Source organism: Sorangium sp. So ce406, from assembly GCF_051474675.1.
GTDB lineage: Bacteria > Myxococcota_A > Polyangia > Polyangiales > Polyangiaceae > Sorangium > Sorangium cellulosum_G.
The window spans coordinates 3,478,946-3,495,810 of sequence record NZ_CP150340.1; the positions used below are offsets into that span (position 1 = coordinate 3,478,946).

Genomic DNA, 16,865 nt, shown 5'->3' on the forward strand with positions numbered 1-16,865 from the left:
GATGCCGGTCAACACGCTGGCTCGCGAAGTGGGGTGCCAGAGCTGCGGTAGGCCGACGGCGATTGGCGGTGATGTCTGGCAAGGGCTGCTCCGCGATCCTGTCTATGAGGGGCCGAGAATGCTCCGGAACGAGGGGCGGCGGGGCGGGGCTGGCAGGCCGTGGATCACCTACACACGGTTCGGTCCCTCCTGTCGTGGGTGCGAGAAGGAGATCCCTGACGTGCGAATCCGAGAGGTGCGAGACCACGCCATGCTCCGCTGCGACCGCTGCGCCGAGCAGACCTGGGTGCGCGCGGTCCCCGCGGAGTTCGCGGGAGTGCTCCCGAACATCGTGCACCTCGTAGGCGAGGATCCCGATCCTCTGGCCGCGGCGCCTCTTGCTGCCGAAGCGGCGACGTTTCCATGCCCGCAGTGCGGCTCGCCTGTGCCGCTCGACGGCGTGACGCGAACGTATGTGTGCCGATTCTGCAGCGCAAGCGTGCATGTGCCGGACGACTTCATCTACCGAGGGAGGAGAAAGCTGGCGGTGAACTGGTTCCTATGCTTTCATCCGTCGGTCGTAGACCAAGCGCCGGTTGGGCAGGCCGTCTCCGCGGGCTTGTTCGACTGGGACAGTCCGCCCGACGCTGCCGTCGATGCCCACGGCAATCTCTACTGCGCGGCCAGGCAGTCGCACTGGGTTCCCGATCATCATGGAACAAGGCAGCGGTTCGACGACGTCGTCTGGTCTATCGATCCTTCACTGAACCTCCGCTGGCTACAGCGCGGCGGCTCGAGGGCTGTGCGCCTTGTGCTCTCCCCGAAGGGCGTACTCCTCGTGACGCAACGGGGCAGAGCAAACCGTCACTGGCTCTCCTCCGCGACCGGCAGGCCCGTCGAGGGATCGGGCGGCATCGTACAGAAGAACGATGGCGAACTCCTGGACTGCGATGATCTGACCTGTGACCGCGATGGCTCCCTGCTGATCCTGAAGGACAGCATGCTGCGGCGGATCGCCCCGAACGGAGTTGAGCTGGACGTGTGGCTCGATGGCACGCCTGGCACCGGCGATGACGACGCCAGGTCGTGTACCGGAGAGATCCTCGGCGTCGCGGTGGACATGTCCGCCGTCGGCATGCGCGTTCATCGTGGGCCGGACGGGTCAATCTTCTTCATGGGTTCACGCGAGATCGCCCGCTTTGACGCCAGCGGTCGAGAGATCTTTGCTGTGGCGCTCCTCTGCAGCGAGATGAATAGTCTCTATCGTAATCTCGGCGCCGATCTTCACGGCAATGCCTATGTTCTGTGTAGCGATCGTCTCTTGCGAGTCAGTCCAGAAGGCGCGCAGAGCGTTGTCCTGACGAAGAAGCGCGACAAGCTGCCACGGTCGGAGATGAGCCTCGCCGTGTGTCCGGATGGGTCGTTCTGGCTGTTCGGCACGAAGGGCGCTGCATGGAAGTTCGGCGCTGACGGCGCGCTGCTGTTCGCCAGCGATAAGGAGCCACGACCCAGGAAGTGGACGATGGCGGAAGTGTCTCAGTGGGCCTTCCAGAGGCGGCTTCAGAAGTCCATGGCGGAGTCGATCGCCCGGATGCAGGAGTCTGATCAGGTGCAGGAAGACCGAGAAGCGGCGGAGCGCAGGAGGAAGGGGATTGTGGTGCTCATCATCCTGGGCATCGGCCTGGGTGTCCTGTTCGGTCTGACGGAACTGCTGTCCGCCATGCGGCGCGTGCCGCCGCCCTAGGCACGTCCAGGATCAGCCCAGGTCGATTCGGGTCCCCTTGAACTTCACTGCGCCAGAGCGGAAGGCGACCTCTGCTCCGCCTCCCTTCAGTCGGATGCCGCCGCTTGTCACCGTGCAGGTGGAGTCGCCTGCTTTGAGAATCGCGTTGCCCGCTGAGACCTCCAGGCCATCTCCGTTGTTTCCAACCAATACTTCACTGGACTTTGCTGTTATGCCCCAGCCGTTGGCGGTTACCGCCACCTCTTTGCCCGTCATCGTGGCGCCCCCGGACGCAGTTAGAGTCATGTCGCCAGCTGATTTGGTCTTCATGGCACCGCGGCTCTGAATGTTGAGGGTGCCCCCGGAATCTATGTCCAGTTTCTGACCTGTCTTGACGAGAAGCTTACTCTTGCTGACCGCCGTGAGCCGCGTGTCCGACAAGAGGTTCATCTGTCCGCCGCTCTTGAGGTTGGTGGTGCCGGTGCTCTTCAACTTCAGTTTTGCGTCTGAGAGCAGGTCCACGAGCCCGTTGGACGTGACGAGGGCCCGCGCCATGCCAGCGATCTCGACGGAGTTCGGCGACTTGAGCAGTGCTGCGTCATATCCGGCAACGATGGCCTTCCCACCAGATGATACTGTTGCAACTGCCGTTCCACCGACGAACGCGTCCCTCATCCCTATGATCGATGCAGTCGTGGCAGCCGCATTCACGTTCATCGGCCCGCCGGGCGGAAGGACGAGGCCCGGGATGCGGCCCATCCCTGCGACGCCGCCTGCGACGGCGGCCATCGACTTTGCAGCGGCGATAGTGCTGGATTCCACGGTTTTTTGAAATGTCTTTACCGTTGTTGTGATGATATCTCGAAGGCCTTTGGCTCCGGTGGCGCCAGTCTTTGCGAGCTCGACTTGATTGAGCCACTTGCGTCGAGAGAGCGCATCCTCGCCCTCGGTGATCTGCTTTTTGTATCCTTCCGCCGCTGCTTCCGCTTGTTTTGCCTCGATATCGGCCTTCTCGGCCTTCTTGACCTCTTCAGGCTGTTGCTGTGCGTGCCATTCTTGTCGTGTTATCGGTCGGTACGTTCCGTCGGGATTCTCGATTTTGGGGAGCCCTCGCAGGCTCTCTTCGTGCCATCTCTTTGCCATCGACTGCTCGATCTCGGTGGCACGCAATCGAGCGTTGGCTGCTTCTTCGCTCAGCTCTGCCTGCATGTGGTTCTCGAACTTGGCCGGAAACTCGAGGGCGCTCTTGGCGGCGCCGAGGATGCTGTCGACCAACTTCGGCAATTTGTCTCCTTTGAGCATGTCCACGATGTTCGACGCTCCGGCGAAGATGATCGAGTTGCCGGAGCTCATGAGCGCGGAGAGATCAGAGAAGACCGTGTTTACAGATGTGAGCGTGTTGACGCCTGCGGCGCCGATCGCCGTGAACGCTTCATCGGTCGTGATCGCGGCTCCTGCTGCCGGCGTGTTGGGAGAGCCGAGCTGGAAGGTGCTGCCGCCGTACGGCGTCGACAGCTTGATCCGCTCCTCCCCCTCGTTGTCGTCGATGTTGATCTCGTTCCCACCGCCCGTGCGGATGACGTTCCTCCGCGCGTTCTTCGCATCCACGGTGCTCGGCGTCTGCGGGTTCGGCACCGCGCCGGCGATGATCGGCCGGTCCGGATCCCCGTCGATGAAGGTCAGGATCACCTCCACGCCGCTCCTCAGCGGGAAGTGGAACCCGTACCCCGCGCCCGCGTGGGGCTGGGCCATGCGGATCAGCCGCGACGCCTTGCCGTCCTCGGCGCTGCTCGTGTCGAACAGGAAGCGCACGCGGTAGCGGCCGGTCTCGTCGACCTCCGCGTACTGACCCTTCTCCGCGGCGTCGATCACACCCGTGATGACCCCGTGCACCTTCGGCTTCGGCGTCACCCGCGGCGGCCGGTATGTGGTCGCGTACGGTATGGCCCTGAACTCGTTCTCGTAAGCACGCTCCTCGCCCGTCCCTGCGTTGAGCGTCGCCTGCTGCAGCCGGTGGCGCACCTCGACGAGCAGCAGCTCGATGTCGCCACGCGGGTGCCCCTCGAGCGTCAGCTTCGCCCCCGCGCCGAGGACCTGCACGTCGCTCGCCCCCTCGAACACTCTTCGGCCCGCGCGCAGCTCCTCCGCGCGGATGACCGCGATGCGCTCGCCCTCGTCGGGCGTCTTGAAGTGCGCGCCGTACTCGACGATATCGCCGCCGGACGCTTCCGAGACGGTGGCCGCGGCCATCAGGGGCACGTGCGGTGTGCGGTAGTTGTAGTCCTTCACCACGTACCGGTTCGGGACCGTGCGCGTCGTGCCCTCCAGCCGGTAAACGCCGATGCGATCGCCCCGCGGATAGAAGTGCGCGCGCCCGTCGCCGGCGACCGGCTGAAAGCCGCTGTTCGCGTCGGAGAAGACCACGACGTCGCGGCCGTCCCGGTGCTCGAAGAAGAACGAGATGCCGAGGTGCTCGGCGAGGCGCGAGACGAACTGGAGATCCGTCTCCTTGTACTGCACCACGTACTCGCGCGGCGGATACGTCGAGACCAGACGGAGCTCGAAGTCCTCGCCCTCGTGGAGCCCGGCGCGCTCGAGCTTCTTCTTGATGACCTCGGGGACCGAAAGATCCATGAAGATCTCCGACGTCTCCGTGAGCGTCAGCCGGAACGCGCGCGGCACGAACGTGAGCGTGTAGGCCATGTGCAACGTCTCGGTGTGGAGCGCGTCGCGCACGACGGAGATGACCCCGAAGATCCGGCGCTCCTCGCGGTCGCCCCTCAGGAACACCAGCGCGGCGGGCTCGGCGAGGAGCGCTTCCTCGTCGAGCCCGTCAGGGGTCTTGCACACGACGTGGAGCTGGAACTCGAACGGCTGCGAGATGACCTCGCGCCCGGTGAGGTCGTGGAGCTCGACCGCATCGGCCGAGAAAGCACGTGATTCCAGGCGAGCAGAGAGGATGTCCTTCATGAGCGTCCTTCGCGTCCTTCGCGTCCTTCGGGTGAAGAAGCGCTACCATCGCCCGCCGGCGAGGACTTGTTCAAGCTGTTCGTGCAGCGGAGCACCGCTGCGGCGCGCGGCGCTCCATGCCGCTCGCAGCGCCTCGCTCCACGCGCCTCATCCCCGCGCTCGAGGGCGCTCGCATCCCCGCGCTCGACGGCGCTCGCATCCCCGCGCTCGACGCCGCTCTCTGCAGCCCCTCAGCCCTCCAGCGGCACCTCGAGCGCGTGCCGCCGCGACAGCGTCCGGAGCTTGCTCAGCGCGTTCTCCTCGATCTGCCGCACCCGCTCGCGGCTCACCGAGAACATCCCCCCGATCTCGGCGAGCGTGTGCGTCTGCTCGCCGTCGAGCCCGAACCGCAGTCGGAGCACCTCGCGCTCGCGCGGCGTCAGCGACTCGAGCAGGGAGCGGACCTGCGTGTGCAGGCGGCGATGCACCAGCAGCTCGTCCGGCGCCGCCTCCGCGCTCGCGAAGAAGTCGCCCTGGCGCGCGCCGTCGTCGTCCCCGATCGGCGCGTCCAGGTACACCGGCGGGAGCGCCACCTCCCGCAGCGTCTGGATCTTCTCCATCGAGAGGCCGCTCCGCTCCGCGACCTCCTCGGGCGCCGCCTCGCGCGCGTTCTCCTGCTCCAGCTCCCGGCGGGCCTGCAGCGCGCGGCGCCGCGTCTCTGCCAGGTGGACCGGCATCTTGATGACCTGGCCCTGGTACAGCACCGCGCGCGCCAGCGCCTGCTTGATCCACCACGTGGCGTACGTGCTGAACCGATATCCGCGCCGGTAATCGAACTTCTCCGCCGCGCGCATCAGCCCGAGGTTGCCCTCCTGGATCAGATCGAGCAGCGGCACGCCGCGGTGCTTCAGCGGTCGGGCGGCCGACGCCACGAGCCGCAGGTTCGCCTTCACGATATCGGCCCGCGCCTCCGCCGCCGCGCCGCGCGCGCCGCGCATCGCAGAGAGCGTCGCCTCGATCGCCCGCCGCTCCGGCCCGCTGGCCTCGGCCGCGGCCTCGCCCAGCGCCCGCTCGATCCGCTGCTCGACCACGGGCCCGAGGCGCACGTCGGTGAGCCCGGCCGACAGGTCGGCCCGGGCGCGCCGCGCGCGCGCATCGGTCTTCCCGGACGCGAGCATCGACCGCGCGAGCCCGAGCAGCCCCGCGAGCCGGACAGACGCCGCGTCGCGCGCCGCGTCGTCCGCGTCCGCGTTCAGCAGCAGATCGCCGATGGAGACCCGACCCGCCTCGAGATCGTCCGCGATCGCCGCGAGCTCCCGCAGCGCGACCGGCGACGCCACCCAGGTGTCGATCGCCGCGCGCTCCGCCGCCTCGATCCGCCGGCCGATCTCCACCTCGAGGTCGCGGCTCAGCGGCGCGCTGCGCGAGATCTCCTGGAGGTAGACCTCGGTCACGTCCTCGGTCGGCCGCGCCGACGGCGCAGCTCGGCCGCCAGCAGGCGTGTCCAGCCGAGGCAGCGCGACATGGCCGAGGTCGGCGTCGAGACGCACCTCGGCGCGGACGTCCTCCACATCCATGAGTGTTCTGTCAGCCTCGCCCGCCAGGAGCGAGCTCATGGGCCTCTCCTTCATCTCGGTTACTCCACCAGGGTGCCGCATCGCGGGTGATCCGCTCGGGTGCTCACCGGAGCACGCGCCGTGGGGGCAACCCCGCGCAGGGACCACCATCCACGTCGGCCACGCCACGGCAGAGCAAAGGGGCTCCGCCGGTGCGTCTATGCACCGTAATCACTCGCCGCGCTCAGGAAAGGGGCGTACGCGAGGACGTTTCTAGCCGGAGCTCCGAGCGCTTGCTCGTGCGTGAGAGCGGCCGCTCGTCTTTCAGAGCGGCCGCTCGTCTTTCAGAGCGGCCGCTCGTCCGTCGGCGCTCGTCAGCGCCCGTTCGTCAGCGCCCGCGCTCGGCCGTCAGAGCAGCACCGCCAGCGGCAGCACGGCGGGGCGGCGCGAGGCCTCGCGGTGGAACACCCGCCGCACGCCGCGGCTGAGCGCGTCCTCCAGCGCCGGGGCCAGCGTGCGCGCCGCCGGCGACATCGCCGCGAGCGCGCTCCGAGCGCTCCCGAGCGCGGCCTCGAACAGCGGGCCGCCCTCCTCGAAGTGCGCCACGCCGCGCCCGAGGAGCTCGGGGCCGCGCAGGATCTCCCCCGTCTTCCGGTCGGCCACCACGAGCACCATCACGAGGCCCTGATCCGAGATCTGCTCGCGCTCGCGCAGCACCATCTCGGAGACGTCGAGCCCGCCGCGCGCGTCGAGCCACACCCGCCCGCTCTTCACCGGGGCGCCGAGGCGCATCTGCCCGTTCTCGATGATCAGCGAGTCGCCGTCCTCGATCACGAAGACCCCCGCCGCCGGCACGCCCATCCGGAGCGCCGTGCGCGCGTGGGCGAGCAGCATCCGGTACTCGCCGTGGATCGGGACGAAGTGCTCCGGCCGCACCGCGTCGAGCAGGACCTTCTGCTCCTCGGCCTGCGCGTGGCCGCTCGCGTGGATCGGATCGAGGCCGCGATCGAGGACGATCGCGCCGCGCTTCGCCAGGCGGTTCGCGAGCTGGCTCACGGCGATCTCGTTGCCGGGGATCGCGCGCGAGGAGAAGATCACCGTGTCGCCCGGGTCGACCCGCAGCCGGTGGTGATCGCCCACCGCCATGCGCGCGAGCGCGCTGTTCGGCTCGCCCTGCGCGCCCGAGGCGAGCACGATGAGGCGACCGGGCGGGAGCGTGGCGGCCGTGGCGTCGTCGATGAGCACCCCGTGCGGGATGGTCAGGATGCCGATCTCCTCGGCGATCCGCGTGTTGGTCGCCAGGCTGCGCCCCGCGAGCACCACCTTGCGGCCGACCTGGGCGGCGATGTTGAGCACGCTCTGGACCCGGTGGACGTTGGACGCGAAGAGCGCGACCAGGATGCGCCCCTTCGCCTCGCGGAACGGCCGGAGGAACCCCTCGGCCACCGCCGTCTCGCTCACCGACCAGCCGTCGCGCTCGGAGTTCGTGGAGTCCGACAGGAGGGCCGCCACGCCGGCGCGGCCGTACTCGGCGAAGCGACCGAGGTCGAGCCGCTCGCCGCCCACCGGGGTGAGGTCGATCTTGTAGTCGCCTGTGTGGATGAGGATGCCCTCGCCCGTCTCGATCGCGAAGCCGACCGCATCCGGGATGGAGTGGGTCACGCGGAGGGGCTCGGCGCGGAACGGGCCCGCCGTGAAGTGCTGCTGCGGCACGACCTCGCGCAGCGGCACGTCGATGCTGTGCTCGGCGAGCCGCTCGCGGACGAGCCGGAGGGTGAAGCGCGTCCCGTACACGGGGACGGGGAACTCGCGCAGGAGCGACGGCAGCCCGCCGATGTGGTCCTCGTGGCCGTGCGTCACGATCACCGCGTCGACCCCGCCCGCCTCGCGCACATAGCTGAGGTCGGGGATGGCGACCTCGACGCCGAGCACCTGGTCGTTGGGGAACATGACGCCGCAGTCCACGAGCACGCGGCGGCCATCCTCCTCGACGAGCATCGCGTTCATGCCGACCTCGCCGAGGCCGCCGAGAGGAATGATCCGGACTCCCATGCGCGCGCAGCCTAGCATCCTCGATCGCGCGCACAGACCCCGGCCTCGCGGGGCGGCCACGATCCCCGGGCCAGCGCGGGCCGACGACCGCATCGCGCTCCACGGACGGGCCCGCCTGGCGGCCGGTCACACCCCGTGGAGATGCAGAGTCACCGGAACACCGCACTGGCCCCGTTCCGCGCCGCCCGGCGGCGTCGTCGTGTCGCCGCTCTCAGGGCCCCACCACGGCGCACATCACCCACGATGCCACTGGGCGTTGAGGGCTTGCCCTGAGGATTCGCCCTATGCAACCATCGACGAACCATGCGCAAGACCAGGATCGGAGATCTCCCTTTCACACTGGTTGAGCTGATGTACGAGACCGCGGACACCCTCCTGTATCGCGCACACCGCGATACCGATGGTGCTCCGGTGACGATCAAGGTGTTGAAGGGTGAGCGTCTCGATCAGCGGCACGTCGCGCAGCTCCGGCACGAGCTCGAGACCACGCGCCACCTCCAGCTCGACGGCGTGATCCGGGCCCACGGGATGGAGAAGATCCCGGGCGGCGCTGCGCTCGTGATGGAAGATTTCGGTGGCATCACGCTCGACGCGCTCGCCCGCACGGCGCGGCTCGACCTGAAGGCGAAGCTGCGAATCGCCTCGTCGCTGGCCGGGACGCTGGCGTCGGTGCACGGAAAGCACGTCATCCACAAGGACGTCAAACCGCAGAACATCCTCGTCAACCCGGAGACGAGGCAGGTCAAGCTGACGGACTTCGGGAGCTCGACCCGGCTCTCCGAGGAGACCCTCGTGGCAGAGACCCCGGATCGCCTCGAAGGGACGCTCGCCTACATGTCCCCGGAGCAGACCGGTCGAATGAACCGCGTCATCGACTACCGGACCGATCTCTACTCGCTGGGCGTCACGCTGTACGAACTCTTCTCCGGGGTGCTCCCGTTCCAGGCGACCGACCCGCTCGACCTGATGCACAGCCACATCGCGCGGGTCGCGACGCCGCTCTGCGAGCGCTCGCCGGAGATCCCGAGGGTGGTGTCCGACATCGTGCAAAAGCTGATGTCGAAGGTCGCCGAGGACCGATACCAGAGCGGGACCGGGCTCAAGGCCGATCTGGATGCGTGCCTGTCGGCGCTCGAGGCGACCGGCAGGATCGCGCCGTTCGCGCTGGGGGCGCACGACGTCCCGAGCGAGCTCAGGATCCCGCAGAAGCTGTATGGACGCGACGCGCAGATGGCAGAGCTGCTCGCGGCCTTCGACCGGGCGCGCGCGGGCAAATGCGAGCTGTTCCTCATCGCCGGCGGCGCGGGGATCGGCAAATCGGCGCTCGTGAGCGAGGTCCACAAGGAGGTCACGCAGCGGCGCGGGCACTTCATCGAGGGGAAGTTCGATCAGCTCAGCCGGAACATGCCGCACGCCCCCGTGGCGAGCGCGCTGCGCCAGCGCGTCCGGCAGCTCCTCACCGAGTCCGTGGAGTCGCTCGAGCAGTGGAAGGACAAGCTGCTCCGGGCCGCGGGGAAGAACGCGCAGATCCTGGTGGACCTGATCCCGGAGATCGAGCTCATCATCGGGCCGCAGCCGGCGCTTCCGGAGCTCGGCCCGAGCGAGTCGCAGAACCGGTTCAACCTGGTGTTCCAGGACTTCCTGCGCGTCATCACGACGGCCGAGCACCCGGTGGTGCTCTTCCTCGACGACCTCCAGTGGGCCGACCCGGCCTCGCTGAAGCTGCTGCACCTCGTGCTGACCGACCCGAGCGGGGCCTATCTCCTCATCATCGGCGCGTACCGGGACCAGGAGGCGATCGCCGGGCAGCCGCTCATGACCTGGCTCGGGGAGCTGCGCGCGGCGGGCGTCGAGCGGCGCGAGATCCTGCTCCCGCCGCTCTCGATCGAGGACGTGCGCCAGCTCATCGGGGACGCTGTGGGCGCGCGCGGAGAGCAGGTGCAGCCGCTCGCCGAGGTGCTCTACGCGACGAGCCAGGGCAACCCCTTCTTCCTGAGCCAGCTCCTCAAGGAGCTCCACGGGGCGGGGCTCGTCGCCTTCAGCCCGGAGGCCGGGCGGTGGACGTGGGATCTCGCGCAGATCCGGCAGCGGTGGGGCGCCGTGAACGTCCACGATCTGCTCGTGGACAAGATGCAGCGCCTCTCGCCGGCGGCGCAGCACGTGCTGCAGCTCGCCGCCTGCATCGGCCACCAGTTCGACCTGAAGACGCTGGCGACCGTGCGCGAGAAGCCGCCCGCGGACATCGCCGCGGATCTCTGGGAGGCGCTGCGCGAGGGCATCGTGCTGCCGCTCGACGCCGACTACCGGCTCCTCCACACGTCCGGCGGCGTGACGGCGGAGCAGCCCCTCGAGGTGAGATACCGGTTCTTGCACGACCGGGGGCAGCAGGCGGCGTACAGCCTCATCGAGGACGCGAAACGCCAGGAGGTGCACCTCCGGATCGGCCGGCTCATCCGGGCGCAGCTCAGCGGGGAGCCGCGCGACGAGGACCTGTTCAAGGTCGTGAGCCACAGCAACATCGGCATGGCGCTGATCGACGATCGCGCGGAGCAGCTCGATCTCGCGCGGCTCAACCTGAGCGTCGGGAAGCGCGCCAAGGCCTCCATGGCCCACGGGACGGCGGCCGAGCACTTCAAGGTCGGGATGGCGCTGCTCGGGCCGAGCGGGTGGGAGGAGGACTACGCCCTCTGCTTCGCGCTCCACCGGGAGCGGGCCGAGTGCGAGTGGCTGAGCGGCAACGAGGCGCAGGCAGAGGCCTCGATCCGCGAGCTCCTCGAGCACGCGCGATCGCGGCTCGAGCGCGCCGAGGTGTACAACCTCCGGATCCTGGTGCACACGATGCGCGGGGAGTTCGCGGAGGTGCTGCGCGTCGGCCGCGAGGGCGTGGCGCATTTCGGGATCGTGCTGCCGGAGGGGCAGGAGGCGATCGGCGCGGCGTTCGGGGCCGCGCTCGCCGAGGTGCCGGTCCACCTCGCCGGGCGCCAGGTCGACGAGCTCGCGGACGCGCCGTGGGCCGGCGACGCGGAGCAGCTCGCCGCCCTGCGGCTCCTCGCGGCGATGATCCCGGGCGCGTACACGCTCGATCCGACGCTGCTCGCGCTCATCGCCGTCACGCAGGTGAACCTCTCGCTGAAGTACGGCAACTCGCCCGCGGCGGCGTGCGCCTACGGCATCTACTGCCTGCTGCTCGCGGGCGGGATGGGCAGGTACGAGGAGGCGCGGCAGTTCCAGAAGGTCTCGCTGGAGCTCTGCGAGCGGCCCGACGGCGTGGAGCTCCAGTGCAAGGCGTACGTGGTGTGCGGCGCGCCGTCGCACTTCTTCGAGTCGACCCGCGCCTCGGTCGCGTGCCTCGCGAAGGCGTACCAGGCCGGCCTGAGCTCGGGGGACTTCAGCTTCGGGGCGTACGCCTGCCTGAACATCGCGACGATCATGCTCTCGTCGGGCCACGAGCTCGGCCCGCTCCGGGACGAGCTCACCACCTTCCTGCGGTTCCTGCAGCGGACGAAGGACCCGCTCGGCCTGCCGGTGATCTCCGTCGCGCAGCAGATGGTCGCGTGCCTGGAGGGCAGGACGAACGGGCGCCAGAGCCTGAGCGACGGGACGTTCGACGAGGGCGCGTTCCTCGCCGGGCTCGTGCCGGCGCAGGAGCTGCCGAGGTGCTGGTACTTCGTGTGCAGGCTCGTCCTCGCGGTGCTGTACGGCGATCACGAGGACGCGCTCCTGATGGCGGCGCGGGCGGAGCGGCACAGCGCGAGCGCGCTCGGCCTGTTCCTCCTGAACGACATCCCGTTCTACGTGAGCCTCGCGCTCCTCGCGCTGTGCGCGACGGCGACGGAGGAGGAGCGCGAGCGGCACCTCGCGGCCGCGGCGGAGCACCGGGCGAAGATCGCGGGCTGGGCGCAGCACGCCCCGGAGAACTACGCGCACAAGGAGCAGCTCATCGGGGCGGAGATGGCGCGCGTCCTCGGCAAGGAGGCGGAGGCGGCCGAGCTCTACGACAAGGCGATCGAGCTGGCGCGGGAGGGGCAGTTCACGCACCACGAGGCGCTCGCGAACGAGCTGTGCGCGCGTTTCTACCTGCAGCGCGGGCGGGAGAGGATCGCGCGGTGGCACCTGGCCGACGCGTACCGGGCGTACACGCGGTGGGGGGCGACGGCCAAGGCAGAGCACCTCGCGCAGGAGCACGAGCGGCTGCTCGACGCGATGGCCATCGGCGAGACGCAGCAGGTCAGGGTGCTGGGCTCGACGACCACGCGCCGCGGGAGCACCGAGTCGTTCGACGCCGCGACCGTCGTCCGGGCCATGCAGGCGGTCGCGAGCGAGAACGTGCTCGATCGGCTCCTCGACCGCCTGATGCGCAGCGTGGTGACGAACGCGGGGGCGCAGCGGGGCTCGCTGATCCTCGAGCGCGACGGGAGGCTCGTGATCGTGGCCTCCATGCGCGTCGATCCCGACGTGGTGGAGACGGGGCTGTCGGTCCCGGCGCTCGAGAGCGAGGACCTCGCGACGAGCGTCATCCAGCTCGTCGCGCGGACGCGGGAGCCGGTGGTGCTGAACGACGCGCGGCAGGACAGCCGCTTCGCGAGCGATCCGTACGTCGTGGAGCACCGGCCGCGCTCGATCCTGTGCATCGCCATGACCCACCAGGGGCGCTCGTCGGGCATCCTGTACCTCGAGAACAACGTGGCGCCGCGGGCGTTCACGCCGGGGCGGGTCGAGGTGTGCGGGCTGCTCGCCTCGCAGGCGGCCATCGCGCTGGAGAACGCCTTCCTCATCGCGAGCATCCGCGGCGGCACCGAGGCGCTGCAGCGCTCGAACGAGCAGCTCCAGCGGGAGCTCGAGCTGCGCGTGGCGTCCGAGGCCGAGCGGGAGCTGCTCCAGGCCGAGATGCTGCGCCGGCAGACGCCGCTCATCCCGATCACCGACGACGTGCTGGTCATGCCGATCGTCGGGCAGATGGACGGGGCGCGGGCGCAGCAGGTGCTCGAGACCGCGCTGGCCGGCTCCCAGGCGCGGCAGGCCAAGGTGGTGATCCTGGACATCACCGGCGTGGCGCAGGTCGACAGCGCGGTGGCGGAGGCGCTGATCAAGACGGCGAAGGCGCTGCAGCTCCTCGGGGCCAAGGCGGTGCTCTCCGGGATGCGGCCGGAGGTGGCGCGCGCGCTCGTGGAGCAGAACGTCTATCTGGGATCCATCGTGACGATGGGGACGCTGCAGAGCAGCATCGCCTATGCGCTCGGGCCGAACGGCCTCTCGGGGGCGTTCGGCCGGCGGGCGAGCCCGGCGCGGCCGGCGTGAAGCGCGCCGCGCTGCTGCGCGGGGAGCGCAGCAGCGCGGGCGCGGCCCGGGTCAGGGCGTGCTGCTCGGGTCGGCGGGATCGCTGCCGGCGTCCCGCTCATCCCCGTCGAGGAAGCCGTCGGTGTCGCGATCGATGCCGACGCGCACGCCCGAGCCGGGCGGCGTGCACGTGTAGGTCAGATCGTGGTGAGTCTGGGTGGCGAGGAGCCGGAGCACCGCGTCGCTGATCGGCGGGACGATCTGCCGGTCGGTGAGGAACTGGCCGCCTCCCACGTAGAGGAACCCGATCTCGTGCAGGAACCCCTGGGTCTTCGCCACGAGATCGCACTCGCCGACGTCGGCGCGATCCATGAGCAGGTCGATGCGCGGCGCGACCACCGAGCCGTTCGAATGGTTGAGCGTTATCTGCTGGCCCACGATGGGCGCCATGTTGCTCTCGATGGCGAGCACGTAAGACTCGAGCTGCCGGCGGATCACGTCGCCCGCCGGCGAGAAGGGGATGGCGTCGGGGTTGTTCGGGAACTGGTCGGAGAACCCGATCGCGGAGAAGAACCGGTACATCGTGTCGACGGTGCCGTTGTTCAGGATACCGAACCCGCGGATCTGGTCGCCCATGTGCTGGTTGTCGCGCGACAGGAAGACGAACGGGATGTCCGCGAGGCCGAAGGCGCCGACCTTGGTGTACACGTTGCGGAGCTGCGGTATCTTGAAGAGCTGCGTCTGGAAGTCGAAGACGGAGCTGCCGTCGGTCCCGAAGAAGCCGGGGAAGTCGTCGCCCGGGTTGGCGTCGGGGTCGACCACGTGGCATCCGCCGCAGCTCGCGATCGAGTTGACGATATCGCCGTTGAAGAAGTCCTTTCCTGCCTGCTGATCGGGCGTGAGCGAGTTGTCCAGGTTCCTGATCGGGTTGGGCGGGTAGGTGACCTGGAGCATGAAGTCGGCGAACGCCTCCATGTCCTGGGCGGGGATGGGCTGGTCGCGCCCGAGCAGGCCGGGGAACGCCGCCTGGAACTGCCGGAAGGCCTCCCGCTCGTCGAACGCCCCGTCGTCCGGCTGGGCGCTCGGCTCGAGGTTGCCGCCCGTGCGGTCGCCGCGCCAGTGCATCGGCCCGTGGTTGGCGAGCCCGCGCAGGCTCTGCGACATCATCGGGCCCTTCATCGGGTGGAAGATCGGGTCGGTGATGGGCTGGTTGAAGATGACGTCGTAGAGCCCGAACGGGAAGGGGCCCGGGTCCGTCACGACGGAGCCGTCGGGGTTGCCGAGGTTCCAGGCGAGGTCGTCCTGATCGCCGAAGACGTGGCAGCTCGCGCACGCCGAGTCGCCGTGGCTCGACGTGAGCGAGGCGTCGTAGAGGAAGCGGCGGCCGTTCACGATGCTGTCCGGCTCGGGGTTGAACATCGGGACGTGTCCCACCTCGGTCTTCGTCGTGGTGTTGATGATCGAGATGGAGTTGTCGAAGCGCGTCAGCACGTAGAGGCGATTCCGGCTCTCGTCGAGCACGAGCCCGGTCGGCCCGCCGCCGCTCACCGGGATCTGGTTCGCGGTGCTCGGCACGAACGTGTCGTTCTCGAGCGCGGCGGTGCTGAAGACGCCGATCTTGCTCGACCCGAGCGCGGCGACGTACAGCGTCGCGCCGTTCTTGGTCACGGCCATCTCCTGCGGGAAGGCGAGGCTCTTCGCGTTCTCCGCGTTGGGGACCGGGGCGCAGCAGGTGCTGTAATCGATGTGCTTGTTGAGGTGCCGCGGCGCGACGCTCCCCGGGCTGAGGACGGTGATCCGGCTCTCGTGCAGGTGGCCGCGCGTGGTCTCGCCGCCGGAGAAGATGCCTGGCCCCTCGAAGCTCTGCTGGCTGAAGGCCTCGGTGTTGGCCACGTAGACCTTCCCGTTCACCGGGTTGACGGCCATGTTGAAGAGGATCGTCCCGACGCCGGAGAAGAAGCCCTGCGCTCCGCTGATCCAGGCGGGGGGGTTGGCGGTGGCGTCGATGACGAAGACGTCCTTGTCGGGCAGCGAGAACCTCATCTTGTCGTCCCAGAGGTTGCCCAGCTCGTCATACCAGTGTCCGCCGTCGTACTTCACGATGATGGCCGTCTCGGGCGCCGGCACGCCCTCGAAGTTGGTGCTGGGGCCTGGCACGCCGGGCACGCCGTTCGCCCCGAAGCCGTCGGGGACCAGCGCCTCGTTGACGGTGGCGGTGCGGTTCCCGGAGTGGAACGCCGCCGCGTACACGCGGGTGCCGTCCGGGGTCACGGCCAGGGCGCGCGGCGTATCGCTGAAGAGGGTGATGATGTTGAGCGGATTACCCCCGAGCGAATTGCCGAGCTGGTTCGCGTTGAAGACCCACACGTCGGCGCGCCCGACGCCCGGCGTCGTGAGCTGCGGATCGATGGGGCTGTTCTGGCCGCGGTGGGCGGTCGTGATGAAGGCGCGCCCCCGCCCCGGGCCGGCGAACACGATGTCGCGCGGCTCGTCGCCGACGAGGAGCGTGCGCACGACGCGCCCGGTGTTGCCGCCGAGGCCGAGCTGGACGACGCTCACGCTGTCCGACAGGTGGTTGACGACCCAGACCTCGTTGTTGCTGCGCGCGGCGACGGCGACGGGCTCCAGGCCGACCGATATCGACGCGCGGTGCTCCAGGCCGCTGCTCCCGATGCGGAACACCTCGAGGCGGTTATCGGGCGTGTTGACGGCGAAGAGGAGCTTCCCGTCCGGTGACATGGCCAGCGGGCGGACCTGCCCGCTCTCGAAGGCGGTGAACGACGGCGCCGCCTGCGCCGGAGAGCCGGAGAGCGATATTGCAGTCAGGGATGCGACGAGCGCGCCGAACGTCGCCCACCGTGAACCGGGCAATCGAATCATGGATGCCTCCGTGGTGCCGTGTAGCTCCGTGGCCACACAACGCACAAACCAAGATTGTAAGGCCAGACGAAATGATTGTTCAAGCATGCAATGCGGGGTGACCTGATTTTCCGTAAAGGCACGATTCCACATCTGCGTCATGGATGTAGGCTGAGCGGCGATGGCGCTCGGTACGACGCGTCATCGCATCTGGCCAGCGCGCGTCGCACGGTTCACGAGCTGCGGCCGGCGCTCATGAAGAAGGACAGGGCGCCGGCGGATCATCCAGCGGTGGTCGTGGTGGGCTGCCCCACGCATCAGGCCGTCCGTCGCGCGGAGGACCGGAATCGATGGATCGAGGGCGGCGAGCGGCGCTCGATCGTGTAGGCGCGCGGCGACCCAGGTGGCCCCGCGCCCGGATCACGCCGGGAGCGATCCACAAGGCGCCGATGGCGTCGAGGAGCTGCTCT

At 69.1% G+C, this 16,865-nt stretch carries 7 protein-coding genes; 3 read left to right on the forward strand and 4 right to left on the reverse strand.

Annotated elements, in window-relative coordinates; genetic code table 11:
• The first annotated feature begins 250 nt into the window (after window positions 1-250).
• The gene (locus WME96_RS13055) at window positions 251-1,723 is read left to right on the forward strand and encodes a hypothetical protein (protein WP_437290458.1); all 1,473 of its coding nucleotides are present in this window, start codon (window positions 251-253) and stop codon (window positions 1,721-1,723) included.
• Window positions 1,724-1,735: 12 nt separating this feature from the next.
• On the opposite strand, the gene WME96_RS13060 is transcribed toward WME96_RS13055, so the two are convergent.
• The 3 genes from WME96_RS13060 to WME96_RS13070 form a co-directional block, all read right to left on the reverse strand.
• Window positions 1,736-4,672 (reverse strand): type VI secretion system Vgr family protein, encoded by a 2,937-nt coding sequence (locus tag WME96_RS13060; protein ID WP_437290459.1) that lies wholly within the window; start codon window positions 4,670-4,672, stop codon window positions 1,736-1,738.
• 230 nt (window positions 4,673-4,902) lie between these two features.
• Entirely contained in the window at window positions 4,903-6,267 is a 1,365-nt protein-coding gene (locus WME96_RS13065; RefSeq protein ID WP_437290460.1) for an RNA polymerase sigma factor RpoD/SigA, read from the reverse strand.
• A gap of 348 nt (window positions 6,268-6,615) precedes the next feature.
• A complete protein-coding gene (locus WME96_RS13070; RefSeq protein WP_437290461.1) occupies window positions 6,616-8,259 on the reverse strand; it encodes a ribonuclease J in 1,644 nt (547 codons plus the stop codon).
• 351 nt (window positions 8,260-8,610) lie between these two features.
• Between WME96_RS13070 and WME96_RS13075 the strand changes: the two genes are divergently transcribed.
• On the forward strand, window positions 8,611-13,557 hold the full coding sequence (locus WME96_RS13075; protein WP_437290462.1) for an AAA family ATPase: 4,947 nt from the start codon (window positions 8,611-8,613) through the stop codon (window positions 13,555-13,557).
• A 51-nt stretch (window positions 13,558-13,608) separates the two neighbouring features.
• Here the strand turns inward: WME96_RS13075 and WME96_RS13080 are convergent, their stop codons facing one another.
• Window positions 13,609-16,416 carry a beta-propeller fold lactonase family protein gene (locus WME96_RS13080; RefSeq protein ID WP_437290463.1) on the reverse strand — a complete coding sequence of 936 codons (2,808 nt, stop codon included), beginning with the start codon at window positions 16,414-16,416 and terminating at the stop codon, window positions 13,609-13,611.
• 234 nt (window positions 16,417-16,650) lie between these two features.
• Between WME96_RS13080 and WME96_RS13085 the strand changes: the two genes are divergently transcribed.
• On the forward strand, window positions 16,651-16,782 hold the full coding sequence (locus WME96_RS13085) for a hypothetical protein (RefSeq protein WP_437290464.1): 132 nt from the start codon (window positions 16,651-16,653) through the stop codon (window positions 16,780-16,782).
• The last annotated feature ends 83 nt before the right edge of the window (window positions 16,783-16,865 follow it).